This is a genomic window from Providencia sp. PROV076, assembly GCF_028483405.1.
Taxonomy (GTDB): Bacteria; Pseudomonadota; Gammaproteobacteria; order Enterobacterales; family Enterobacteriaceae; genus Providencia; species Providencia huaxiensis.
Window position 1 is genome coordinate 22,061 of the sequence record NZ_JAMPRR010000010.1, and the last position, 24,513, is coordinate 46,573.

Here is a 24,513-nt window from a genome sequence, read left to right on the forward strand (position 1 = left end):
TTATCCCGCTTTGTCAACAACCTCAAGGCTCTACCAACGTAGAGCCTTTCTGCTACTACCTACTCACAAAACCAATTACAGTTTTGGCCCTGCTTTCACCAGTGCCGCGCCTGCTGGAGTGTCCGTGTACTTATCAAAGTTGTTCACGAAACGTTCCGCTAAATCTTGCGCTTTTTCATCCCACTGTGCTTTGTCTGCATAAGTATTACGTGGGTCAAGGATATTGGTATCCACACCCGGTAATGCTGTTGGGACTTCTAAATCGAATACCGGCAGTTTAATCATGTCTGCTTTTTCGATATCGCCACTTAAGATAGCATCGATGATGGCACGTGTATCTTTGATAGAAATACGTTTACCTGTACCATTCCAACCTGTATTCACTAAGTAAGCTTTCGCGCCCACTGCTTCCATACGCTTAACTAATACTTCAGCGTATTGTGTTGGGTGCAGTGATAAGAATGCAGCACCAAAACATGCAGAGAATGTTGGAGTCGGCTCCGTCACACCACGCTCTGTACCGGCTAATTTCGCAGTAAAGCCCGACAGGAAGTGGTACTGAGTTTGCTCAGGCGTCAAACGAGAAACAGGCGGTAACACACCAAATGCATCTGCGGTTAAGAAGATAACTTTTGTTGCATGGCCTGCTTTAGAAACAGGTTTTACAATGTTTTCAATGTGGTAGATTGGGTAAGAAACACGGGTGTTTTCTGTTTTTGAACCATCATTGAAATCGACTGAACCATCAGCCAATACCACCACGTTTTCCAATAACGCATCACGTTTGATAGCGCCATAGATGTCTGGCTCAGCTTCTTTAGATAGGTTGATCGTTTTTGCGTAGCAACCGCCTTCAAAGTTGAATACGCCGTCATCATCCCAACCGTGTTCATCGTCACCAATTAACTTACGTTTTGGATCGGTAGAAAGCGTGGTTTTACCTGTTCCAGATAAACCAAAGAAAATAGCTACATCGCCTTTCTCACCGACGTTAGCGGAACAGTGCATAGATGCAATGCCTTTTAATGGCAACAGGTAGTTCATCATAGAGAACATACCTTTCTTCATTTCGCCGCCGTACCAAGAGCCACCGATCAGTTGCATGCGTTCTGTTAAGTTGAACGCAACAAAGTTTTCTGAATTCAAACCTTGTGCTTTCCAATTCGGGTTAGTGCATTTCGCACCATTCATAACGATGAAATCAGGTTCAAAACCCACTAACTCTTCATCAGATGGGCGAATGAACATGTTTTTAACGAAATGCGCCTGCCATGCAACTTCAGTGATAAAACGTACTTTTAGACGCGTGTCAGCGTTCGCACCACAGAATGCATCAATGATAAACAAACGTTTACCTGACAGTTGTTCCGTCACTAAATGTTTGAGATCCGCCCAAACTTCTTGTGACATAGGTTTGTTGTCATTTTTACCTTTACCTTGGTCTGCCCACCAAACTGTATCGCGAGTCACGTCATCACGTACAATATATTTATCTTTTGGTGAACGGCCAGTAAAGATACCAGTATCAACCGCAACAGCACCTAAAGTGGTCACTGTTCCACGTTCATAACCTTCAAGTCCTGGCTTAGTTTCTTCCGTGAATAATAGCTCGTAACTTGGGTTATAAACCACTTCAGCTACATCATGAATACCGTACTTTTCAAGTTCCTTCAGGGTAATGCTTTTAGCGCTCATTATATTGCTCCTGGTAAACATAACTAATCTGCGGATGATCATAATTCTTTACGACTAATTAACAGCGATTGCTATCAAAGAATTGAAAATGTATAATTTTTTTTAATTCATAATGAGACTTAGAGCACGTAATAATGCTTTAAAATTATAAAAAAAAGGTGCAGAATTGCACCCTTGTCACATAATTAGGTTGCTAAATCGTATCAGTGAAGTTGCTGATTTAGCTCATTATTTAACCCTTGAAGATCAGATTCAATAAATACGTAGTGTGAGCCACAAAATTCACATTCCATATCAATTTTCCCATCTTTGTGCAAAATATCGATAACATCTTCCTTAGGTAAGGTGGCTAATGTACTTTCACAACGCTCCCTTGAACAAGTACAACGAAACTCGACAGATTGTGGGTCATATAGCGTGACATCTTCTTCATGATAAAGACGATGTAAAACCTCTTTCACATCCAATGTACTCAGTTCTTGGCCCTTAATCGTGGCCGTCAGTTGCACTAAGTGGTCAAAAAAGTCATGGCTTGTGTCATTTGCTGCAGGCAAAACTTGCAACAACATGCCACCTGCACTTGGTTTCCCATCCACTTCACCCACACGGATGAATAAACGGGTTGGTAATTGCTCTGATTGGCGGAAATAGGCATCAATGCTTTCTTCGATAGAATCCCCTTCGATCGCTACAATCCCTTGATAACGTTCACCTTGACTCGGTGTAATAGTAATCACTATAAAGCCGTTACCAACCATCTGTTTCAGGGTGCTACCTGCAACAACCGGGCCATCTACACGTGCAACACCACGCATCTGTTGTAAATTATTACCGTTGATAACCGCCAAATTAACAGGGCCATCACCTTGAATTTGGACAGTAATATCGCCATCGAACTTCAACGTTGCCGTTAATAAACTGGTTGCAACAAGCAACTCTCCTAGCAAACCTTTTACCGCTGTTGGGTAGTCATGGTTTTCTAAAATATGTTCAAAAGTTTCATCAACACTAATCATTTCTCCACGAACGGAATGTTGTTCAAATAAAAAACGGTGGAGTGAGTCTTGGTTTGCCATAATATCTCTCTATTGCTCTGACTGTTGCTCAGGCCGTCATTAAGACGACTCATGAGAATTTGTTTGTTTAAACTTTAACAGAGTACGCCGTTCTTTCTTATCTGGACGTCGCTCTGGATGTGGCATCGTAAGTGCGTTCATCTTACGTGCTTGTGCCATTTTCTCTCGTTGCTCAATACTTTCTACGGTTTCACTGTACAGGGACTGTGCTTCCGGTGCGCCTTTGCGCTGGCTGCTGATCTGCAAGATTTCAACCGTACGTTCATCATTACCTTGCCGAAGTTTAACGACCCCATGCAGCTCAACAATTTTCCCAGGCTTAGTTCTTTGCCCATTGTAATGGACTTTACCGCCTTCAATCATTTCACGGGCGACGGCACGCGTTTTATAGAATCGCGCAGCCCACAGCCATTTATCAAGGCGAACAGGTTCTATAGTGGATTGATTCATGGGGCCTCCTCGACATAAGTCTGAATCAAACTAAGAAGAGGCTCCCTCTATTTTCGGGATGATACTATCGACGATAGGGAGGGGGATTAGCCTCAAAGCATTTATCATAATATTCTGTGATATTACGCAAACGCTTCTTATTATTCAAAACACGTAGCACAATCAACGAACCATTTAACAGCGCACACACCAACAAAAACAGTATAAAAAGCGCACTACATATATACTGAGATACCACTTTTGCATTGGGTTCTTCATGCAACACAATCTGCAATGTGCCATTGGCATCTACGGATAAACGAGTAATAACCCCTTCAATATTGAACGGTGTATTGATCAGAAGATTTGATAACCTTTGCAGCTCTTGCCAGCGCTGTAATGGCGATTGCTCATTAAAAGAAATTCCCGGTATCGAATCGACTAAAGGCTTATTTTCATCACTAATTAATAAAACACCGCCAGGGGGCGGACTATTAATCTTGCGCACTTCTCTGTCTATTTCTGTACTGATAAAATCATATATGGTGTCTTCCACGATGTTTTCCAAGGCCTCAGCACTGCCTGCACGTAATAAAACATGAGCCCCTTTTAATTTCCCTGCGGACGCTTTTTTTACTAAAGTAGGCCAATCCTCTGTACTTCCTAGGTTAGTCAGCGCATTTTTTAGTTTTAGGCAGTTATCAGAATTATGGCACAGTTGTTCTGCGCCCATAATAATAGCTGAAAAATCAAAGATAATATTCATCCCTGATTTCATAATATCGCGCTGTAATCTTGGGTTAACGCCTACCGAGTTTTTATCTGGATGCAACTGGCTTTTGACGGTATCAAGCAATGTTATTGAGCGCTCAACAACTTCCGATTGGGGCTCGGTCAATAAACTAACATCATTCCAATAAATACCTGAGCAATCAAACGGCACAAATTGTGCTTGGTTTTCTTTATTCAAATTTGGAGGGCGGTAACACATCCCTTTCCCTTGGGCAACTAATGTATCCCCAATTTTTATTGGCCGAGAAACAAGATCATTAGGGCTATCAACCTTAATTTTCTCTGTGCCACCTAACCAAGCAAAACCGAGTTTTATCGGTAACCCCATCGGTTGATAGGCAAATATCAGAGTCATCGTTAACAATGCCCCAACTAACATCAATACATTCTTTTTGAACCGCTTGTATGGGTAATAACGTTCTTCTTCATGCAAAGAAAGGTACTTGCCGTGCTTAACTACCTCACCAGTCGTATAAAAATCAATATTAACAGCTTGATTCTCTTCGTATTTTAAATAATTTGCCCAATGGCTGGGGTAGTGCAAGTCAATACCTGCAATAGACGTATTTGTGGAATATTTTTTATCAAGCTCACCATAGAGTTCCCAGCGCTTTGGCTGACCGTGAATACATTGAATATCTTGATATTTTCGAGGAAACATCCTAGAGCGAAAGAGAACAAGTAACCCAATAACAAACGTAATCATGGTAATCACTAACCCCGATTCCTGTAATAACGGAATTGAAACGAGGGTTAAATAACCAAATAAAAAACTCAGGCAAATAATTGCGGCGCCAAGCCAACCTGTAGAATGGTGTAACCTATGCTCTTCAAGCGTCTCTTTACGAACTTTCAATCGCTCAATACTATGTTCACCACGTTCTTGAATCGCCGCATCAGACCATGTTGAGTCGCTTGGTACACCTGTTTGCCATTCACCACTGAAATCCTTCAACGAATGGCTGTTCATTGAAATGATCAAGGGTAAGTGGTCAGTTTCTACAATCTCCATGACATTTTGGCGTTGCAAAAAAGGTTCAAGCTGCGAAGGGAGCTGAACCTCAATGGTATCAATGAAATAGCGCCAGCTATTCCCCTGTTCTTGACGTAAGTTAAAACGCGTTAATGAATGACAAACCGTGGCAATTATTGAATTTTTTTTGATTTGCCATGGATATTGAGAAGTATTTATTGATATAGCAGCGCAATAATTCAAATACTGGGAGATGGTTTGGTAATCTGAATCAATCATTTTCCTAAATGATGGTGACGCAACAGAAGGTATTTGATAGACGCCAGAACGCCGCCCCCGCCTAAAAAATAGGAAGGAAGCCATTATAGTTAGGCTAATAACAATTATAGCCGTTATAATGACATGGTTCAGCATTGTTTCCCCAATGAAAAATGAATAAGAAAAGCATATCAGCCCTCACACTTCCTAAAAATAAGCCGATTCCTATTCTATTTGTGGTTTTTATTTTAAATTACAACACCTTGTAAAAAATGTTTTATTTATTTACCCATATTATTTGTTTGAGCCGATTATACTAACAGCATTTTATCTACTCGATAATATCTATCATTTTATTTTGATATAGGTCATAGTTGTATGATGATTTCAAAATACAGACCGAGCTAGATAAACTGTGTCCTGTAAATCAATGAAATAGGCTTTTAGCAATAGATTTTACTCATCCTGTTCGGAAATCGTTATGACAGAGTTAAAAAAACCTAAAATCTTGAATATTCAAGATGTTGCTCAATCAAAATTATTCAGCATTCAATCAGTTGACCTCGAATTTAGCAATGGTGAAAAACGAGTCTATGAAAGAATGCGGCCCGCAAAACGCGAAGCGGTTCTTATCGTTCCTATCATGGGTGATAACCTCATTCTCATTCGCGAATACGCTGTCGGGATTGAAAGCTATGAATTAGGCTTTCCCAAAGGTGCTATCGACCCCGGTGAAATCGCCATTGAAGCAGCCCAGCGTGAACTCAAAGAAGAAATTGGTTATGGCGCTAATCACATTGTTCAGCTCGCCAAACTGACAATGTCACCCTCATACTTTTCGAGTAAAATGAATATTCTTATCGCTCAAGACTTATACAGCGAAAAACTCGAAGGAGATGAGCCTGAGCCTCTACAGCAAGAACTATGGCCAATATCTCGAATGATGGAATTACTAGAACACCCAGATTTCAACGAAGCTCGGAATATTAGCGCACTTTTCTATCTAGAACGTTACTTAAAAAGTATTAAGTAAAAATACGTTTTATTGTATCAGCGGAATGTTATTTCCATAACCCATCATATGTGTGGCTATGTAACCCACTGATATATTAGTTTTCTCTATAGAAAACACCCCATGTTTAAAATCAACAATGGGGTGCTAATGGTGAAAACTTAGCCAACAATAACGTTAAAATAACTCTTGGCTAACCCCACCTTCCGTAGAAATTGTCGTACCCACCTCTTGAACTGCATGTTCTTTCGGTTCAGTTCCTTCAATAAAATACTCACGGCGGGAAGAACCTAATTGACCTGTTCGGCTATCAATGGATACAGAAATAACCCCCTTAGGCGGCTTCATTGTTTTGACTGGCACCCCGGCCAAAATTGACTTCATAAAGTCGTCCCACATTGGTTGTGCGCTTTTCGCGCCAGCTTCACCGCGGCCTAATGTACGCCTATTATCATCAAAACCTATCCATGCAGAAGCAACAACATCTGGGCCATAACCAGAGAACCAAGCATCTTTCGAGCTATTCGTGGTTCCTGTTTTCCCACCAATATCACGCCGACCACCTAAGTCTCTCGCTGCACGCCAACCGGTACCAGACCAACCGGGCTCACCATAGATATTGGTCATCATCGCATCCCTAATTAAGAATGCGAGTGGGGTATTAATCACATGAGGTGCATATTGGTCAGCGGAGCTCCCATTTAGGTCAGCTGCCGTTGTTAGCTCCATTGTTGGCTCTTGTATCACCGTATTGTCGGACTGTGTCACTTCTTCGGTAGAGTCATCATCAATACCTTTGCTCGCAATAGTGCGCTCGGTATCCCCATAAATCACAGGAATATCCGTGCAATCAGGGCATGCTATTTTAGGATTGGCTTCGAAAATAACCTCATCATTATGATTTTCGATCTTCGAAATATAGTATGGGTCAATCAAATACCCGCCATTGGCCATGACGGCATACCCACGAACCATTTGCATTGGTGTAAATGATGGCGCACCTAACGCTAATGCCTCTGTACGGTTAATATTTTCCGCAGGGAAGCCAAAACGTGTCAGATAATCAGCGGCATAATCCACACCCATGGCTCTCATCGCACGAACCATCACGACGTTTTTTGATTGACCTAAACCTTGGCGTAACCGAATAGGTCCATCATATCGAGGTGGTGAATTTTTAGGGCGCCAATCAGAACCAGCGCCCGCATCCCAACGGCTAATCGGCACATCATTAAGTAATGATGACAAAGTCAGGCCTTTATCCATCGCGGCTGTATACAAGAAAGGTTTAATATTCGAACCCACTTGTCGCAATGATTGGGTGACCCGGTTGAATTCACTCATATTGAAGTCAAACCCACCAACAAGTGCAATAATTGCACCGTCATTTGGGTTTAAGGCAACAAATGCCGCATTCACATCAGGTACTTGCCCTAACCACCAGTTATCTTTAACTTTTCTAACCCAAATTTGCTCACCCACCTGCATGACTGCGTTTACAGCTCTTGGCGCGGCACCTTGTTGAGTATCTGAAATAAATTTACGCGCCCAACGCACTCCGGTCATCGTAATAGGGATTTGCGAACCATCAGCTAACATCACTTGTGCTTCTGAAGCGGTGGCAGATGTGACGACAGCTGGCATTAAAGGACCATAGGTAGGCATTTTTTTCAATTTTTCGACAATCTGCTCTGCTGTCCAAGCCGTTTCATTCTGTTTCCATAAAACTTCAGCAGGGCCGCGATAACCATGACGCGTATCGTAGTCGATCAAATTATTACGAACTGCCGTTGTGGCAGCTTCCTGATCTTTACGGATCACCGTAGTGTAGACTTTATATCCATCGGTATAGGCATCTTCGCCATATTTATCAAACAGGGTTTGACGCGCCATTTCGGCTAAATACGGCGCAGAAAAATCGATTTTCGGCGCATGATACGAAGCCACTATTTTTTCATTTTTTGCTTGTTCATACTGGTCTTGAGTAATGTACTTTTCCTCGAACATACGAGAAAGGACCACATTACGACGGCTTACCGCACGATCATAAGAGTACAGCGGGTTAAATGTAGAAGGTGCTTTTGGTAAACCCGCAATCATCGCAATTTCACTGAGGGTCAACTCATCCACTGTCTTACCAAAATAAACGTATGCAGCCGCCCCGACGCCATAAGCACGGTTACCTAAATAAATTTTATTCAGGTACAGCTCCATGATTTCATCTTTAGTAAAAAGCTGCTCAATGCGAATAGCCAAAAATGCCTCTTTAGCTTTACGCATCAAGGTTTTTTCAGGACTTAAATAAAAGTTTCTCGCGAGCTGCTGCGTGATCGTACTCGCCCCCTGGGAGGCGTGACCAGATGATGCCATTACGGTAACTGCACGGAAAATACCAATAGGATCAATCCCATGGTGGTCATAAAAACGGCTATCTTCAGTGGCGATAAACGCTTTTATCATTAAAGGAGGGATTTCGGCCAGCGGCAAAGGAATACGACGTTTTTCCCCATATTGGGCAATCAATTCGTTATCCGCACTGTATACCTGCATTGGAATTTGCAGACGAATGTCCTTCATTGTTGCTACATCAGGTAACTCACCTTCAACATATTTATACATGCCATAAATCGAGGCGGTTCCCAAAAAAATGCAACAGAAAACAAGAATAAAAAAATATTTTACGAACTTCACCGGAAAATTCCCATGCTCGACTAACAAGAGGGTTTAGATATCACTAACACACAGTATAAAGCTTATACAGCACAATAGAAAACGTAATTTATTTGTTAATGATAAGGAAATTAATTATGTATACATCAAAATGGAACATTGGGATCGACCTATATCAAGATAGAATGCAGCTAGTCGCTGCAAAGCGGCGCAGACAATATTGGCACTTATGTGAATGTTGGCAACAACAATTACCATTCGAGCTGACGGATAGTTCTAGCCATGAACAATATAAAATTTTACTGAATATTTTATTACAATGGCGTCAGAAATTACCTAAAAAGTGTTCTGTCTCCTTCGCATTACCCGCTGTTCGCACAATAAAACAACAAATTTCATTACCAAGTGAAATCAATTTACCACAGCCAGAACTCGGTTGGTATTTACAATCTCAAGCTGAAAAACGTTTTGCTATGCACGCCCAAGAGCTAGTTATCGACTATCGTGTCATCAAGCAACAAGTTTATTTTAATGGGGCTCGCCAGTCAGATATTACTTTTTGGCAAAACCTACTTACAGAAAGCGGGTTCAACCTGCTGGCTATTGATGTCGCCCCCATAGCTTTACGCTATGTGGCAAGAAATGCGGGTTTACCCGATGAATGTTGGGTTGTTCATTATCGTCAAGGTGAATGGCTTTGGTCAGGGCCAATTAGCCAGCCAGCGAATTATAACCATTTGCAAGATACCGATATCCCAACAATTTCTCATTTACTGCCCTTTCTTGATCAAGAAAACACCTCTCCCACCTCACCTATCTACCTCATTACAGACCATCAGCATACTCATCGTACTACTGAGGCAGCTCATCTCTGGGAATTACGCCAAGCTTTTCAACAGAGTAATATTAAATTACCCCAATTGCTGGGAGATTTTGTGATTGCGGCTGGTCTTGCTTTACGTCATGGAGATATTTAACTGATGGAACTATACCAAGTTAATTTTCTCCCTTGGCGCCAACGGCAAATAAAAAAGAAGATCCGAGCGTTTTTACTTTTTTGTTCTGTGATTTGCTGCTCGGTGATTACAGCATGTATATTTTTATTTATTTTTCAACACATTGAGATAGAAGACCTAAAAAACAGAAAGCATAATAACCAACTGCAATACGAACAGATACAACAATTAACATTGCAAATCACAGATCAACAAACACAAATTAATCGTTTAATGAACCAAAAAAGAAAGATAGATAACATTATGGTAAATAACCAATTTTTACTTGGTCTCTTACAAAATCTTTCAACTATAACTCCCCCCAGAAGCTGGCTAACAAATCTACAGTTAATGAATAACAAAATAGAAATCAAAGCTAACAGCTATGACTTTCAAGATATCAACTCGCTCGGCCTACAACTTAAAAATCATCCTGGTTTGAGTGACATTCAATTGAAAAAAATCAGCCGAGTGAATCAGTTAAACCGTTTACATCTAACAGCCAAATATCAAGGGGGCCTCGATGAGTGAATCAACACATTCTTTTTGGTATCGCCCATTTTGGCAACAAACTCTACCTGTTTGGTTCTTAATTGCGCTTTGTATCTCAATGGGGTATTTTTTACACTGGAAGGAAAATCAAAATAAAATCATGGAATTAGATACTGAAAACCTGAATTTAATTGAAGCCATCGCAAAAGAAACAAAAATCATCCACCGCTCACCTTCATTACAACAGCTTGAAAAACAAGCTCAATTGTTAAAACAATACGTTAATATTCAAGAAGCGCCTCTTGAATCCCTTACGCAGTTAAATACCTTACTCTCACATTCATCTGTCACACTTAACCAGTTACAACCAACTGATATCAATACCTATTTCATGGAACTTCAGGGCACTTTCATTCCTATTTATCACGTTATAGAACAGCTTCTTACCCTTCCTCAAACACAAAAATGGCATTTCCATGATATAAAAATATATTTAAAACAAGGGATTATCGTTACCACCATCTCATTTTCATTATTCAACAACTCTCTCGCTATCAAGGATGATAACCATAATGAATAGTTCACTAATTAACATTCCCAAAGTGATTGTTGTGGGGCTCTTCTTTCTATTTTCATTTTTAGTCTCTGCCGAAGAGATTCGAGATCCCTTTGCACCACTAACGCCACCTTTTACAACAGAAAATCACCTCAACTCAGAGACAGTAGTCGCACCGATAACGCCAAATAAAACATCACTAACCGAAAAAATATTTAAATTAGTCTCAATCAATGTCGAAGAAGTTCATCATCTATTAGAGCATTCAGGTACTTCGTTATTATCAAAAAATGCATCTATCCATCACGATATCACGACAAACAGTCTCATTATTAAAGATAGTCCAGAGCGGTTAGCACTGATTGATGAGTGGATAAAACATAAAGATAAGCCGAATAAACAAGTGCAAATCACCGCACATATCATTAGTAGCAGCCGAACTGCATTACAAGAATTGGGTTTAGAGTGGGGAATGATGACAGGGGGAAATCTGACCACTAATCATTTAAATCGCTACAACCGTTACTCTTCAACATCAGGGCAATTTTCCTTCAACGTTCTTAGCCTTAGTGATGGTTTACTTGAAATGAAACTAAAAGCATTAGAAAAAGAAAATCTGCTTTCTATTATTGCAAGTCCTCGCTTAGTTGCTTCACATCAACAAGCCGCAAGTATTCAGCAAGGTACAGAGATCCCCTACGTCACCAGTAGTGAAAAGAAAACTCACGTACAATTTAAAGACGCTGTACTGGGGATGGATGTCACACCTTCCATTGCACGTGATGAAAAAATTGAGTTAATCCTTAAAATTAGCCATAACTCGCCTGATACGGCACTCACAAGCAGTCAACATCATCACTTGGCCATCAATAAGCAAGAAATCGCCACAACCGTCACCATCAAAAATAACGAAACCCTTATTCTTGGGGGGATTTTTCAGCAAAAACAAGAAAAAACAGAGATGGGGTTACCTTTTTTATCCCATATCCCTTTCTTAGGGGCATTATTTACAAATACGGCAGAGCATACAGATAAGCGTGTCCTTATTGTTTTTATAACACCAAAACTTATCAATATTTAATATGGGGAAAATAACACATATACTTCAACTAGTTGAATACGCAATAAGTCAAAGATGACAAAAAAAAATATTTTTTATGCCATAAACCTACCGGATAAATTTGACGCTGGCGTCGTTTTAGCATACAAGGTTATCCATTGAGTGTTCTAACTATCCGTAGATTAAAGAACAAGCTGTCAGTCGCTTATAAAACAGCCACAATTAATGTTGCTCTACACTTAACAGAAATAGCTAGCTAATACTAATAGCTAAAAACTGTTAAAAACCATGATAAACAAGGCACTAGACAACATAGACGGCTCAAATATCGAAACCTGTAATTTGAAATATGGCACTTTGCATGCTTAGTGCCATATTTATATAGTTGCAATTCAGGTTGATGTATTGAGATAATTTTCTTATCTGATCTCACATCATCACTTATGAGGTTTCAGTTTAGGTCCCGCCGCTAATCTGATTGGCGGGGCGGGTAATCATTAACGAATAATCGTAGTAATACCAAAAAACATGGCAGAGAAACGCAATATCTTTCTGGTTGGACCAATGGGTGCTGGCAAAAGTACTATTGGCCGTCAGTTGGCTCAACAGCTTAATATGGAGTTTTTCGACTCTGATCACGAGATAGAAAAACGCACTGGCGCGGATGTAGGCTGGGTATTCGACCTTGAAGGCGAAGAAGGCTTTCGCGATCGCGAAGAAAAAATCATCAATGAGCTTACAGAGAAACAAGGCATTGTATTAGCAACGGGCGGTGGCTCTGTTAAGTCCAAAGAGACCCGTAACCGCTTATCCGCTCGCGGTGTCGTTGTTTATCTTGAGACCACTATTGAGAAGCAACTATCTCGTACACAACGTGACAAAAAACGTCCACTGCTACAAGTTGACGAACCCGCACGTGAGGTACTTGAGAAACTGGCTGACGAACGTAATCCTATGTATGAAGAAATTGCTGATATTACTATTCATACTGATGAGCAAAGCGCAAAAGTTGTTGCCAGCCAAATCATTGAACTATTAGAAAAAAACTAATTATTCATGGCGTTATTTTCAAAAATGAACTCAAGGTGGTAAAGCAAGATGGAAAAAGTCACCGTCACTCTAGGCGAACGTAGTTATCCAATCAATATTGCACCCGGCTTATATCAACAAACGGGGGCGTTTTGGCCATTAACTGCGGGTCAACGAGCAATGGTTGTGACAAATGAAACTCTTGCACCTATTTATCTCGATAAGATAAAGAATGCCCTTGAATCTTCAGGCGTAAAAGTTGATACCATCATTTTACCCGATGGTGAACAATACAAATCATTATTCATTATGAATGATGTATTTACCGCATTACTTGAAAAACACCATAACCGTGACACCACCCTCATCGCTCTTGGTGGGGGCGTCATTGGCGACCTTACAGGCTTTGCTGCAGCAAGCTATCAGCGTGGCGTGCGTTTTATTCAAGTCCCTACAACCTTATTATCTCAAGTGGATTCTTCTGTCGGTGGTAAAACCGCCGTCAATCATCCATTAGGGAAAAATATGATCGGTGCATTTTATCAACCGGCTTCTGTTGTGGTTGATCTCAACTGCTTGAAAACACTTCCACCAAGAGAACTCGCCTCCGGCTTAGCCGAAGTCATTAAATACGGCATTATCCTCGATAGTGAGTTTTTTAGCTGGCTAGAAGAGAATATTGATGCTCTCCTCTCTCTTGATGACCAAGCGATGGCCTACTGTATTCGCCGTTGTTGTGAACTAAAAGCACAAGTCGTTGCTGCGGATGAAAAAGAAACTAGTGGGTTACGTGCACTATTAAACTTAGGTCATACTTTTGGGCACGCTATCGAGGCGCATATGGGTTATGGCGTCTGGTTACATGGTGAAGCTGTAGCCGCTGGTATGGTCATGGCAGCAAAAACAGCTGAATTGCTTGGTCAATTTACTCCTGAACAAACTCAGCGGGTAGTCACACTTTTAAAGCGTGCATCACTTCCCGTCAAAGGCCCTTCACAAATGAAGCCCGATGATTATCTTCCACATATGATGCGGGATAAAAAAGTGATGGGTGGAAAACTGCATTTAATTTTACCTACCACAATCGGCCATTCGGAAATGCGTTCAGATGTTGATACGCAAACTGTCATTGCGGCAATATCATCCTGTATGCCATAAAACGAAGAAAAAACCGAATATTTACTGACGTTTTAAAATGTTACTGGTAGATGTTCGCTAAAGTCGTTAAATTATACGGTATGCCTACACCTATAGACGAAACTCTGAAAAGCATATTATCAATACCACTTTGGCTAGCGTGGTATTACGAAAGGATATATGCTTTAAAAATAAGCAGCAATGTCCTGCTTGGTCGTTAAGAGGTTGTACTGATAAGAGACATTTTATCTCTACTATAGGCAAATTTTATTCGGGAGAGGAAAATGGACGAATTTAAACCAGATAACCAGCCTCAAGGTCAAAATGACCTTAGGCCAGATACATCAGATAGACCGACAGGGCGTTCACGCCAATCATCTGCTGCAAAACCTAAAATTGCACTCTCACGCCAACATATCATGATCGGCGTGGGTGTCTTAGTTTTATTGCTGCTCATTATTGCTATCAGCTCAGCGTTAAAAGCCCCTACAGAGCATGAAAAGCAACAAACAACGGGTGCAAATAATTCACAAAATATCGACTTATCGGGCTCCTCATCGTTGACAAACTCACAAGGTCAAACGCTATCAGGGCAACCACAAGAAATTACAGGTTCACAAATTACGCCAACGCCAACCCAAGGAGAGCCTCAAACTCAACCAAATGGTCTGGGAGAGCGAATCGAAATACCTGGCGATGTGGTTGATGCCTTAAATCAAGGCCAAGTTTCGGTACCAGGTACTAACCAGCCACAAAATACGGCACCGTTAACGCCACCACCGGTTAAACCTGTCGAACAACAACCTGCCGTCAAACCAGTGGCGCCAGAAAAAACACCTGTAAAACCCGTTGAGCAAAAACATCCTGTGCAGACTAAACAGCCAGCGAAATCTACATCAACGGCGAGTAGCCAGGGTAGCAATATCATGTCTGCGCCAGCAGGTAGCTACACATTACAGCTTAGCAGCGCAAGCCGTTCTGATACACTGGAAGCTTTTGCAAAAGAAAACAAGCTGGCCAATTACAAAGTCTATAAAACGATACGTAATGGGCAAACCTGGTATGTTCTTATTCACGGGAATTATAGTTCAGTGACCGATGCCAAAAATGCAATAGGAACCTTACCTGCTGCAGTGCAAGCGAAAAAACCGTGGGTTAGAAATATGAAACAAGTCAAACAGGATCAAAAATAACAACGTTTTTCCCCGGGCGCATTATGTTGTCCTGACAGAGTATAAATGCAGTTACTCTAAACGATTGTAATAATAAGACGGCATGAAAAAAAAACGCGCTTTTTTAAAATGGGCTGGGGGTAAATACCCCCTTGTGGAAGAAATCAAAAAACACCTTCCACAAGGTGATTGCTTAATTGAACCTTTTGTTGGTGCGGGGTCAGTGTTTTTAAACACCAGTTACGATTCCTACATACTGGCAGATATTAACAGTGACCTCATCAACCTCTATAATACAGTTAAAGATAATACTGATGCTTTCATTGAAGAAGCCCAGCAAATCTTCACACCTGAATATAATACTTCCGAACAATATTATTTAATGCGTGAAGCCTTTAACCAATCGACCGATACTGAGAAACGCAGTGTCCTTTTTTTATACTTAAACCGCCACTGCTATAATGGGTTATGCCGCTATAATTCTCGTGGTGAATTTAACGTTCCCTTCGGCCGCTATAAAAAACCCTATTTCCCGAAAGAAGAATTACTGTGGTTTGCTGAAAAATCACAAAATGCGACATTTATAACTCAGCATTATGGTGAAACGTTGCTCAATGCAAAAGAGGGGGCTGTTGTCTACTGTGACCCTCCTTACGCACCTTTATCAGATACAGCTAATTTTACGGCGTACCACACGAATTCCTTTAATTCGCTTGAACAACAAAACTTAGCTATTTTGGCACAAAAATTATCAACAGAAAGCAAAATCCCTGTCTTGATCTCAAATCATGATACCCCGATGACAAGAGAGTGGTATTATCAAGCTCAGTTACATATTGTAAAAGTACGTCGCACCATTAGTAGAAATATATTAAACCGGACAAAAGTTAATGAGTTACTGGCATTATATCCGGGTATACCTAATAGCCTTTCTCCTAGACAAACGGATAAGAAAAAAATGCAGCGCCCTGTACCTAGTGCTGAATGGCTCTCAGATAACGATTAATAATCGGAGACAATTATGAAAAACTTTCTCATTGCCCCATCTATTTTATCTGCTGACTTTGCCCGTTTAGGCGAAGATACTGCCAAAGTTCTGGCCGCTGGTGCCGATATCGTGCATTTTGACGTTATGGATAACCATTACGTGCCCAACTTGACGTTTGGGGCGCCTATCTGTAAAGCGCTGCGAGACTATGGAATTACCGCCCCCATCGATGTTCATTTAATGGTCAAACCGGTCGATAGAATCATCCCAGACTTCGCTAAAGCAGGGGCAACTCATATCAGTTTCCACCCAGAGGCCAGTGAACATGTTGATCGCTCATTACAATTAATTCGCGAAAATGGCTGTACTGCAGGGCTAGTATTTAATCCAGCAACTCCACTAAGCTACCTTGATTATGTCATGGATAAAGTTGACATGATCCTGCTAATGTCCGTCAATCCAGGCTTTGGTGGCCAATCCTTTATCCCACAAACTCTCAATAAATTGCGCCAAGTCCGTAAACTCATTGATGAAAGTGGCTATGATATCCGTTTGGAAGTCGATGGCGGGGTTAAAGTTAATAATATTGCCGAAATTGCAGCAGCAGGTGCCGATACTTTTGTTGCAGGTTCCGCAATCTTCGATCAACCAGACTATAAAACCGTCATTGATGCAATGCGTAGCGAATTACAAAAGGTATCTCAATGACTGACATGGTATTAGAGAATATCAAAGCAATAGCTTTCGATTTAGACGGCACTCTTGTAGACAGCGCAGATGGCTTAGCTGAAGCCATCGACAACATGCTAAAAGAACTTGGCTTTTCACCCGCAGGTAAAGAGCGTGTCTCTATTTGGGTTGGTAATGGCGTGGATGTTTTAGTTGAACGCGCGCTTTCTTGGGCTGGTGCCCAAATAACACCCGAGTTACAAAAAGCTGCGCGAGCTAGCTTCGATAAATTCTATGCCATTTCTGTCACAACTGGCAGCGAACTATTCCCTGAAGTGAAAGAAACCTTAGAGCAACTAGCAAAATATGGCCTCCCAATGGGCATTGTGACCAATAAGGCCACACCATTTATTGCACCGCTCTTGAAGAAATTAGGTATTGAACACTACTTTTCTCTTGTCTTGGGTAGCGATGACGTCAAAGCTTTGAAACCACATCCCGCTCCCCTCTACTTAACGATGGGAACATTCGGTTTACGTAAAGAAGAATTGCTTTTTGTCGGCGATTCTCGTAATGATATTATTGCAGCGAAAAACGCTGAATGCCCGTGTGTCGGTCTGACCTACGGTTATAACTATGGTGAATCTATTGCACTGAGTGAACCGAACTGTGTATTAACACATTTTTCTGATTTATTACCTGCAATTGGGTTATCTGAAATAAAATAAGCAAGGACATAACTAAATGAGCACTCCCACTGAAAATTTAAAGCACCCCCAAAAACCAATCGTATTCAGCGGCGCACAGCCTTCCGGTGAATTAACCATCGGTAACTATATGGGTGCATTACGTCAGTGGGTACAAATGCAAGATGACTACGATTGCATTTACTGTATCGTTGACCAGCACGCAATTACCGTTCGCCAAGACCCTATCGAACTGCGTAAAAGAACTCTCGATACACTCGCGCTTTATTTAGCCTGTGGCATTGACCCGAAAAAAAGTACCATTTTTGTACAGTCACATGTGCCGCAACATGCCCAATTGAGCTGGGCGCTTAACTGCTACACCTATTTCGGTGAATTGAGCCGTATGACTCAATTTAAAGATAAATCAGCGCGCCATGCAGAAAATATCAATGCCGGCCTATTTGACTACCCAGTATTAATGGCTGCGGATATTTTAATTTATCAAACAAATCAAGTGCCTGTTGGTATTGACCAGAAACAGCATCTTGAATTGAGCCGAGATATTGCTCAACGCTTCAATGCCATTTATGGTGATATTTTCACAGTACCCGATCCATTCATTCCAACTGGTGGTGGTGCTCGTGTTATGGCATTACAAGATCCAACCAAGAAAATGTCTAAGTCCGATGATAACCGTAACAACGTTATCGCCTTATTAGAAGACCCGAAATCTGTCGTGAAAAAAATCAAACGCGCAATGACTGACTCCGAAGAGCCACCGCGTATTCGTTATGATTTAGAAAATAAGCCAGGTGTTTCTAATTTATTAGACATTATGTCAGGCGTGACTGGCAAAAAAATTGCAGAACTTGAAACCGAATTTGAAGGGCAAATGTACGGTCATCTTAAAGGCGCTGTGGCTGAAGCCGTTTCCGGTATGTTGACCACACTGCAAACTCGTTATCATGAATTCCGTAATGATGAAGCGTTGCTCAACCAAATTATGGATGAAGGCGCAACGAAAGCAGCTGCACGTGCACAAGAAACCCTAGATAAAGTTTACGAAGCAATTGGTTTTGTTAAACGCCCACAACGCTAGCCAAATAAAAAGCGCTTACTCATCAATGGGTGAGCGCTTCCATTAATACATAATCAATTTTTTTCACAAACTCCTTCTATTTTTCTATCTGGAGTCCCCCCATCTTTATCTATTAAATACCTTATCTATTGATTTTAAATTATTTAATTAATAATAAGGGCACCCTATGTTATTCAAAAACAAACATGCTATTGTTCAAGGCGGCTCACGTGGTATTGGTGCGGCTATTGTGAAAAAACTCGCCAGAGACGGGGCCAATGTTACTTTCACCTATGCCTCATCAGATGAAAATGCAAAATTATTGATCACTGAAACAGCGCAATTTCCCGGTAAAGTCATGGCTATCAAAGCCAATAGTGCTAATGAGTATGAAATTACAGCAGCAATCAAACAGTCATTTGATAAGTTTGGATCTATTGATATTTTAATTAACAGTATTGGTATTCTTGAATTTGGTTCAGTAGAAACCCTCTCTCTAGAGTCATTTGATCGTTCCTATTCCCTAAATGTACGCAGCTTATTTATTGCCAGCCAATCCGCATTAGCGGTTATGAATGATAATGGACGAATAATTCACATTGGCAGTGTCAACTCAGAGCGAGTGCCATTTGAAGGCGGGTCTGCCTACGCGATGAGTAAATCAGCCATCATTGGCTTAACAAAAGGCATGGCTAGAGATGTGGCTTCAAGAGGGATAACGGTCAATAACGTTCAGCCAGGCCCCGTAAATACAGATATGAACCCAGAACAAGGCGAGTTTGCAGAGAGTCTGAAACAAATAATGGCCTTAAAACGCTACGCTAGTGCTGATGAAATTGCTGATTTTGTATTGTACTTAGCTAGCCCTGCTGCTGCTTATATCACGGGAGCAAATTTAAATATTGATGGTGGATTCACAGCTTAGTCTTCGCTTTTGCTTATAACAAAAAAACGGGATATTTTTCCCGTTTTTCATTAACCAATGAGTTTAACTTTAATTATTGAAAATCTTTGTCGGTATATAACTGAGTTGCTTTTACACCTTCAATATTTTTCGCACCACCTAACATCATATTGATAGATAATTCTTTATTTAATTGCTGAATGACAGAATTAACCCCTTCTGCACCACCTAAATTTAATCCATAAAGAATAGGACGGCCTACAGCCACAACATCAGCACCACTCGCTAAAGCTTTAAATACATGTGAACCACGGCGTACACCACTGTCAAAAACAATAGGAACACGTTTATTCACTACTTTTGCAATTGACGGCAACACATCAAAAGATGCAGGACCACTGTCTAATTGACGACCACCATGATTAGACACCCAAATAGCATCCGCGCCAGCTTTTATCACAACATCAGCATCTTCAGGTGATTGAATACCTTTGACAATAACCGGTAAACCTGACAATTTTTTCACATATTGAATATCTGCTGGCGTAAATGCTTGCTTCGCTTGCGCATAAATTTCACTGATCCCAGCACCTTTACCTGTTTTCGAGCCATCGCTATTTTGCTGAGCAAATAGTTCTAAATTGGCAAAACCTAACGGAAACTGAAAATTATTACGAATATCATCTTCACGATATCCACCAACAGGTGAGTCCACCGTCAAAATGATCGCTTTAGCACCACTTTCTTTAGCCCGTTTCAACGTAAATTCATTGAAAGCCTCGTTTTTACTCATATACAGCTGAAAAAAGAATGGGTTATTTCCCGAAACTTCCGCAACTTCTTCAATAGTTTTATTGCCATAAGTACTGAGAGTAAAAATAGAACCTGCTTTAGCCATACCTTTTGCAGTCGCTATTTCACCCTCTTTATGAGCGAGACCTTGAGCCGCCATCGGCGCCTGAATAATCGGTGTTTTAAGTTTAATACCTAAAAAATCAGTTGATAAATCAATATCTGAAATTTCAATACCTTGCATCACACGTGGCATAATGTATTTTTTATCAAAATGCTGCGTATTTTTATTTAAATTCAGCTCATCTTCAGCACCACCACGGATGTAGCCAAAAGCGCCTTTTTCCATATTTTTTGCCACTTGGCTTTCTAGCTCATCCAAATTGACAATTTTAATTGGGCCTTCTTTATCGCTCGCTTTATATTCAGCAGCTTGAGCCGTCCCTAATGTTAAAGCAACAGCTAATAGTGTTGATGTCACAACGGTATTTTTTTTGAAATTCAACATGATTAATCCTTTACTTTCTTGTACTTATTACCACAAATTATTGTTTAATGGCTTCTGCCTGGATCTTGATAGTGACATTCTGAGTCATACCATCTTTCACTAAGAAATCGATACCCCACTGTGTACGATCAATAGTTGCTTCAAAATCACCACCACAAACATCCGCTTTAAAAATTGGGCTGAAGTAACAACCAAACTTTGTTGTTTTTAATTGAATAGGGTGTGATTCGCCTTTCATTGTCAGTACACCGTCAATAGAAACAGGCTTGTTATCAACGAAATTCCATTTAGACGACTTAAATTCAATCGTTGGGTACTTGGCAACATCTAACATATCTGCACTTTTGATATGATTGTCGAATGCAGGTAAACCTGTATTTAATGTTTCCGCAGGGATGATAACATTCACGCTACCTGTTTGTTTTTCCAGAGAATAAGTCATATCGCCCGTAATATTATGAAATCCACCGCTATTGGTTGAAGTATTAAAATGGTCAATATAGAACACCGCTTTCGTATGCGTTGGGTCTAATTTATAGTCAGCCGCCTGAGCGGTTCCAAAAACAAATAAAGATGCCAATAAAGGTAAAGCTAGCTTTTTCATGTACGTTCCTTAAACTTTAAGTGCAAATAAACTGCCCTTATTCGTGATAAAGGCAGCCTTATTTCATTTCGTGAGTTAAATATCGTGAGTATTTCTTTAATTAACGCTCTGAATCTAATTGTTCATTATTTTTCAGAACTTCTTGTGCTTTGCTGTAGCTTTCAATTAATAATTGATAGGCAGGGAAGATTTGCGTGTAAGCCATTGCCCATTCAGCTGCATCTTCACGGTTCCAAGTCCCTTGTAATTCTGAAGCAACCGCAGCAGTATCCATCGGCACCACCCCCGCTTGAACAACTCGAGCCAAGGTAATTTCTTGCGCCATTTTGCTGTAAGTCCCTGATGCATCAATCACCACAAATACTTGGTAGCCATCCATCACCGCACTAATCGCAGGGAACGCCATACAAACACTGGTAATCGTTCCAGCAATAATCAGTTGTTTTTTACCTGTTGCTTTCACGGCCGCCACAAACTCTGGGTTATCCCATGCATTAATTTCACCGCGGCGTGCAATATATTGTGCATGTGGTGCATTTTGATGAATTTCTGGGATCAACGGACCGTTTGGGCCTTGAGGTACAGAAGCCGTTGTTATTACGGGAATTTTTGCAAGAGATGCCATTTTAGCCAGAACAGCGGCGCGAGCACGCAATTCCGTCATTGGCATATCACCTACAGTTTGAAATAAACCACTCTGATGATCGATTAATAACATCACCGCATCTTCTGGGTTAATAGCAGGACGTTGACCATTAAAATTAGCTGGACTACTCATGATGAAACCTCTCAATCGATAAAATATGAAACCTATATTTGATTTAAAAATAGAACGATAGCCGCTCCGTTTTTGTGTTATTTAGATTAATTCATCGATTTAAGGCTGAGTAGTCCAGTTTTTGATAAACACTGTTCTATAAATAGAATTATCAGTGCTTATTCTATTGTTCTATTACTGCAACAATGAAACCTATTTTTGCCACTACCCCCTCATTATTAGCTCCTTTATTATTCAGTCATCAAAACAATTTAGGAGCAAAACCATGAAAAAAATTATTGGTATCTATCAATCTCCTCGCAGCCATTGGGTAGGAGACGGCTTCCCTGTCCGTTCAATGTTTAGCTATAACGATCATGGGAAATACCTTAATCCGTTTATTTTACTCGACAGAGCGGGGCCTTTTGATTTCCCAAGCTCAAATTCAGCAAACAGAGGCGTTGGTGAGCACCCACACCGTGGGTTTGAAACAGTCACGATTGTGTATGATGGCGAAGTGGCTCACCATGACTCTACGGGTGAAGGCGGTGTGATAGGCCCTGGTGATGTTCAGTGGATGACTGCGGCATCCGGTATTTTGCATCAAGAGTATCAGTCTGATACCTTCATGAAAAAAGGTGGCACACTTGATATGGTGCAACTGTGGGTCAATTTGCCAGCAAAAGACAAATCAGCGGCCCCCGGCTACCAGTTGTTAGAAAGCCAAAGCATACCAAAAGTTGCATTACCCAATGATGCAGGTACATTGCGAGTGATCGCTGGTGACTATTTGGGCAATATAGGTGCAGCAAAAACCTTTAGCCCATTAGATGTATGGGATTTACAGCTGAACAAAGGTAAAACTGTGGGTATCCCAACCAAAGCGGGGCGCCATGTTGGTTTAGTCATGTTACGCGGCTCAATGTTTGTTGATGGTCGTTCCGCTTTAAACGAAGGCGAGTTGATGATCCTCGACGATACAGACAGTAATATTCTGTTGGAAGCTACGGAAGACGCATTAGTACTGCTGCTCAGTGGCGATCCTATTGACGAGCCAGTTGTTGGCTACGGCCCTTTTGTGATGAATACTGTTCAAGAAATCAATGAAGCCATAAATGATTTCAACAGTGGGAAATTTGGGCGCATTCCTGAAACACAATAAATGACGAATATTTCCCTGATAGCCTAATGCGCTATCGGGGAAATTTATTTCACCGACGGTGAAATATTATCGGCCAAATAATTCAAGAGTAATTGAATTGATGGCAACAACCCTTTGCGTGATGGATATACAGCATGAATGATATCTTCAGGAAACTGCCATTTCGGTAATACCTCTACCAGACTCCCTGACCCAATGTCTTTTTCTACCACACCATAAGGCAGCCTTGCTATCCCGACACCTTTCAGTGCCGCATGGTATAACGTTAAGATATCGGTTGTCGCTAACTTGGGGGTAAAATGCTGCGTAAAACTAATATCATCACTATTTTTAAGGGTTAACGTGTAATTTTGTGAGTGCTCCGTATTCGCTAACATTGGGTAATCCACCAGCTTTTCTGGTTCAGTAAGTTCACCCCGCTCTGTGAATAATTGTGGGCTAGCCACTAATATACGTCGTGAATACCCAAGTACCTTCATCATTAAGCCTGAATCATCCAGTGGCAATGAGCGCACGCGAATAGCTAAATCCAACCCTTCACTGATCACATCAACAGGTCGGTTAACTGCTAAAATTTGAATGTCGATATCAGGATATTGCACCATAAAATTAACAAGTAATTCATTGAGATAAACTTGCAATAGCGCGACGGGGCACGATAATTTAATTATCCCTTTAGGGTGAGACTGAACAGAACATATCAATTCATGAGCAATTTCAGCTTCATCAACCACATTTTTACACTGCTGATAAAATACTTGCCCTACTTCTGTGACATGAAACTGGCGAGTAGAACGATAAATCAATGAAACATTTAACTTTTGTTCTAATTCTGCGATGCGACGACTTAATTTAGACTTAGGGATCCCTAGCGCCAGACCCGCTTGTGAAAAACCACCATATTCGACAACTTTCACAAAATAGTAGAGATCGTTTAAATCATATTGCATCTCACGCCCCTTAACATTCCCAATCGCAATATCACCATCTTACTAAAAACCCCAAAAAAGCGCTTT

23 protein-coding genes are annotated in these 24,513 nt (G+C 40.9%); 14 read left to right on the top strand and 9 right to left on the bottom strand.

From position 1 onward, the window contains the following. Window positions 1-75: 75 nt before the first annotated feature. From pckA to PSF67_RS07575, 4 genes are all read right to left on the bottom strand, one after another. Window positions 76-1,695 carry a phosphoenolpyruvate carboxykinase (ATP) gene (gene pckA, locus PSF67_RS07560; protein WP_166268261.1) on the bottom strand — a complete coding sequence of 540 codons (1,620 nt, stop codon included), beginning with the start codon at window positions 1,693-1,695 and terminating at the stop codon, window positions 76-78. 203 nt (window positions 1,696-1,898) lie between these two features. Then, entirely contained in the window at window positions 1,899-2,771 is an 873-nt protein-coding gene (hslO, locus tag PSF67_RS07565; RefSeq protein ID WP_102140149.1) for an Hsp33 family molecular chaperone HslO, read from the bottom strand. A 39-nt stretch (window positions 2,772-2,810) separates the two neighbouring features. Further along, the gene (hslR, locus tag PSF67_RS07570; RefSeq protein WP_102140148.1) at window positions 2,811-3,221 is read right to left on the bottom strand and encodes a ribosome-associated heat shock protein Hsp15; all 411 of its coding nucleotides are present in this window, start codon (window positions 3,219-3,221) and stop codon (window positions 2,811-2,813) included. A 64-nt stretch (window positions 3,222-3,285) separates the two neighbouring features. Then, the gene (locus PSF67_RS07575) at window positions 3,286-5,379 is read right to left on the bottom strand and encodes an IgaA/UmoB family intracellular growth attenuator (protein ID WP_272676714.1); all 2,094 of its coding nucleotides are present in this window, start codon (window positions 5,377-5,379) and stop codon (window positions 3,286-3,288) included. A 325-nt stretch (window positions 5,380-5,704) separates the two neighbouring features. Between PSF67_RS07575 and nudE the strand changes: the two genes are divergently transcribed. Continuing rightward, window positions 5,705-6,256: an ADP compounds hydrolase NudE gene (gene nudE / locus PSF67_RS07580; RefSeq protein ID WP_102140146.1), complete on the top strand. Its 552-nt coding sequence runs from the start codon at window positions 5,705-5,707 to the stop codon at window positions 6,254-6,256. Between the two features lie 156 nt (window positions 6,257-6,412). Here nudE and mrcA read toward each other — a convergent pair whose 3' ends face one another. Further along, the gene (mrcA, locus tag PSF67_RS07585; protein WP_166268257.1) at window positions 6,413-8,926 is read right to left on the bottom strand and encodes a peptidoglycan glycosyltransferase/peptidoglycan DD-transpeptidase MrcA; all 2,514 of its coding nucleotides are present in this window, start codon (window positions 8,924-8,926) and stop codon (window positions 6,413-6,415) included. Window positions 8,927-9,042: 116 nt separating this feature from the next. Between mrcA and PSF67_RS07590 the strand changes: the two genes are divergently transcribed. The 12 genes from PSF67_RS07590 (at window position 9,043) to PSF67_RS07645 (ending at window position 19,695) form a co-directional block, all read left to right on the top strand. After that, window positions 9,043-9,882 (top strand): pilus assembly protein HofM, encoded by an 840-nt coding sequence (locus PSF67_RS07590; protein WP_272676715.1) that lies wholly within the window; start codon window positions 9,043-9,045, stop codon window positions 9,880-9,882. 3 nt (window positions 9,883-9,885) lie between these two features. Continuing rightward, entirely contained in the window at window positions 9,886-10,431 is a 546-nt protein-coding gene (locus PSF67_RS07595; RefSeq protein ID WP_231068894.1) for a PilN domain-containing protein, read from the top strand. Next, entirely contained in the window at window positions 10,424-10,972 is a 549-nt protein-coding gene (locus PSF67_RS07600) for a hypothetical protein (protein WP_272676716.1), read from the top strand. The genes PSF67_RS07595 and PSF67_RS07600 overlap by 8 nt, the downstream gene beginning before the upstream one ends. After that, entirely contained in the window at window positions 10,965-12,029 is a 1,065-nt protein-coding gene (locus PSF67_RS07605; protein WP_272676717.1) for a secretin N-terminal domain-containing protein, read from the top strand. Before PSF67_RS07600 ends, PSF67_RS07605 begins: the two co-directional genes overlap by 8 nt. Window positions 12,030-12,536: 507 nt before the next feature. Then, on the top strand, window positions 12,537-13,058 hold the full coding sequence (gene aroK / locus PSF67_RS07610) for a shikimate kinase AroK (protein ID WP_004906592.1): 522 nt from the start codon (window positions 12,537-12,539) through the stop codon (window positions 13,056-13,058). 48 nt (window positions 13,059-13,106) lie between these two features. Continuing rightward, on the top strand, window positions 13,107-14,195 hold the full coding sequence (aroB, locus tag PSF67_RS07615; protein ID WP_166268251.1) for a 3-dehydroquinate synthase: 1,089 nt from the start codon (window positions 13,107-13,109) through the stop codon (window positions 14,193-14,195). 263 nt (window positions 14,196-14,458) lie between these two features. After that, window positions 14,459-15,367, top strand: coding sequence for an SPOR domain-containing protein (locus PSF67_RS07620; protein WP_102140139.1), 909 nt, complete (start codon window positions 14,459-14,461; stop codon window positions 15,365-15,367). An 82-nt stretch (window positions 15,368-15,449) separates the two neighbouring features. Further along, on the top strand, window positions 15,450-16,352 hold the full coding sequence (gene dam, locus PSF67_RS07625; protein WP_102140138.1) for an adenine-specific DNA-methyltransferase: 903 nt from the start codon (window positions 15,450-15,452) through the stop codon (window positions 16,350-16,352). A gap of 15 nt (window positions 16,353-16,367) precedes the next feature. Then, a complete protein-coding gene (gene rpe / locus PSF67_RS07630) occupies window positions 16,368-17,042 on the top strand; it encodes a ribulose-phosphate 3-epimerase (protein WP_102140137.1) in 675 nt (224 codons plus the stop codon). Further along, window positions 17,039-17,731, top strand: a complete 693-nt coding sequence (locus PSF67_RS07635; protein WP_195697986.1) for a phosphoglycolate phosphatase — start codon at window positions 17,039-17,041, stop codon at window positions 17,729-17,731. Before rpe ends, PSF67_RS07635 begins: the two co-directional genes overlap by 4 nt. Window positions 17,732-17,747: 16 nt before the next feature. Further along, entirely contained in the window at window positions 17,748-18,791 is a 1,044-nt protein-coding gene (gene trpS, locus PSF67_RS07640) for a tryptophan--tRNA ligase (protein ID WP_102140135.1), read from the top strand. 166 nt (window positions 18,792-18,957) lie between these two features. Further along, window positions 18,958-19,695 (top strand): 3-oxoacyl-ACP reductase family protein, encoded by a 738-nt coding sequence (locus PSF67_RS07645; protein WP_102140134.1) that lies wholly within the window; start codon window positions 18,958-18,960, stop codon window positions 19,693-19,695. 73 nt (window positions 19,696-19,768) lie between these two features. Here the strand turns inward: PSF67_RS07645 and PSF67_RS07650 are convergent, their stop codons facing one another. From PSF67_RS07650 to PSF67_RS07660, 3 genes are all read right to left on the bottom strand, one after another. Beyond that, on the bottom strand, window positions 19,769-20,974 hold the full coding sequence (locus PSF67_RS07650) for a lactate oxidase (RefSeq protein ID WP_272676718.1): 1,206 nt from the start codon (window positions 20,972-20,974) through the stop codon (window positions 19,769-19,771). A 37-nt stretch (window positions 20,975-21,011) separates the two neighbouring features. Continuing rightward, window positions 21,012-21,578: a YceI family protein gene (locus PSF67_RS07655; RefSeq protein ID WP_102140132.1), complete on the bottom strand. Its 567-nt coding sequence runs from the start codon at window positions 21,576-21,578 to the stop codon at window positions 21,012-21,014. A gap of 100 nt (window positions 21,579-21,678) precedes the next feature. After that, window positions 21,679-22,356 carry a hydrolase gene (locus tag PSF67_RS07660; protein ID WP_102140131.1) on the bottom strand — a complete coding sequence of 226 codons (678 nt, stop codon included), beginning with the start codon at window positions 22,354-22,356 and terminating at the stop codon, window positions 21,679-21,681. 265 nt (window positions 22,357-22,621) lie between these two features. Here PSF67_RS07660 and PSF67_RS07665 point away from each other — a divergent pair, with 265 nt between their 5' ends. Next, window positions 22,622-23,497, top strand: coding sequence for a pirin family protein (locus PSF67_RS07665; RefSeq protein WP_210848599.1), 876 nt, complete (start codon window positions 22,622-22,624; stop codon window positions 23,495-23,497). Window positions 23,498-23,541: 44 nt separating this feature from the next. Here the strand turns inward: PSF67_RS07665 and PSF67_RS07670 are convergent, their stop codons facing one another. Beyond that, entirely contained in the window at window positions 23,542-24,447 is a 906-nt protein-coding gene (locus PSF67_RS07670; protein ID WP_210848598.1) for a LysR substrate-binding domain-containing protein, read from the bottom strand. Window positions 24,448-24,513 lie beyond the last annotated feature (66 nt).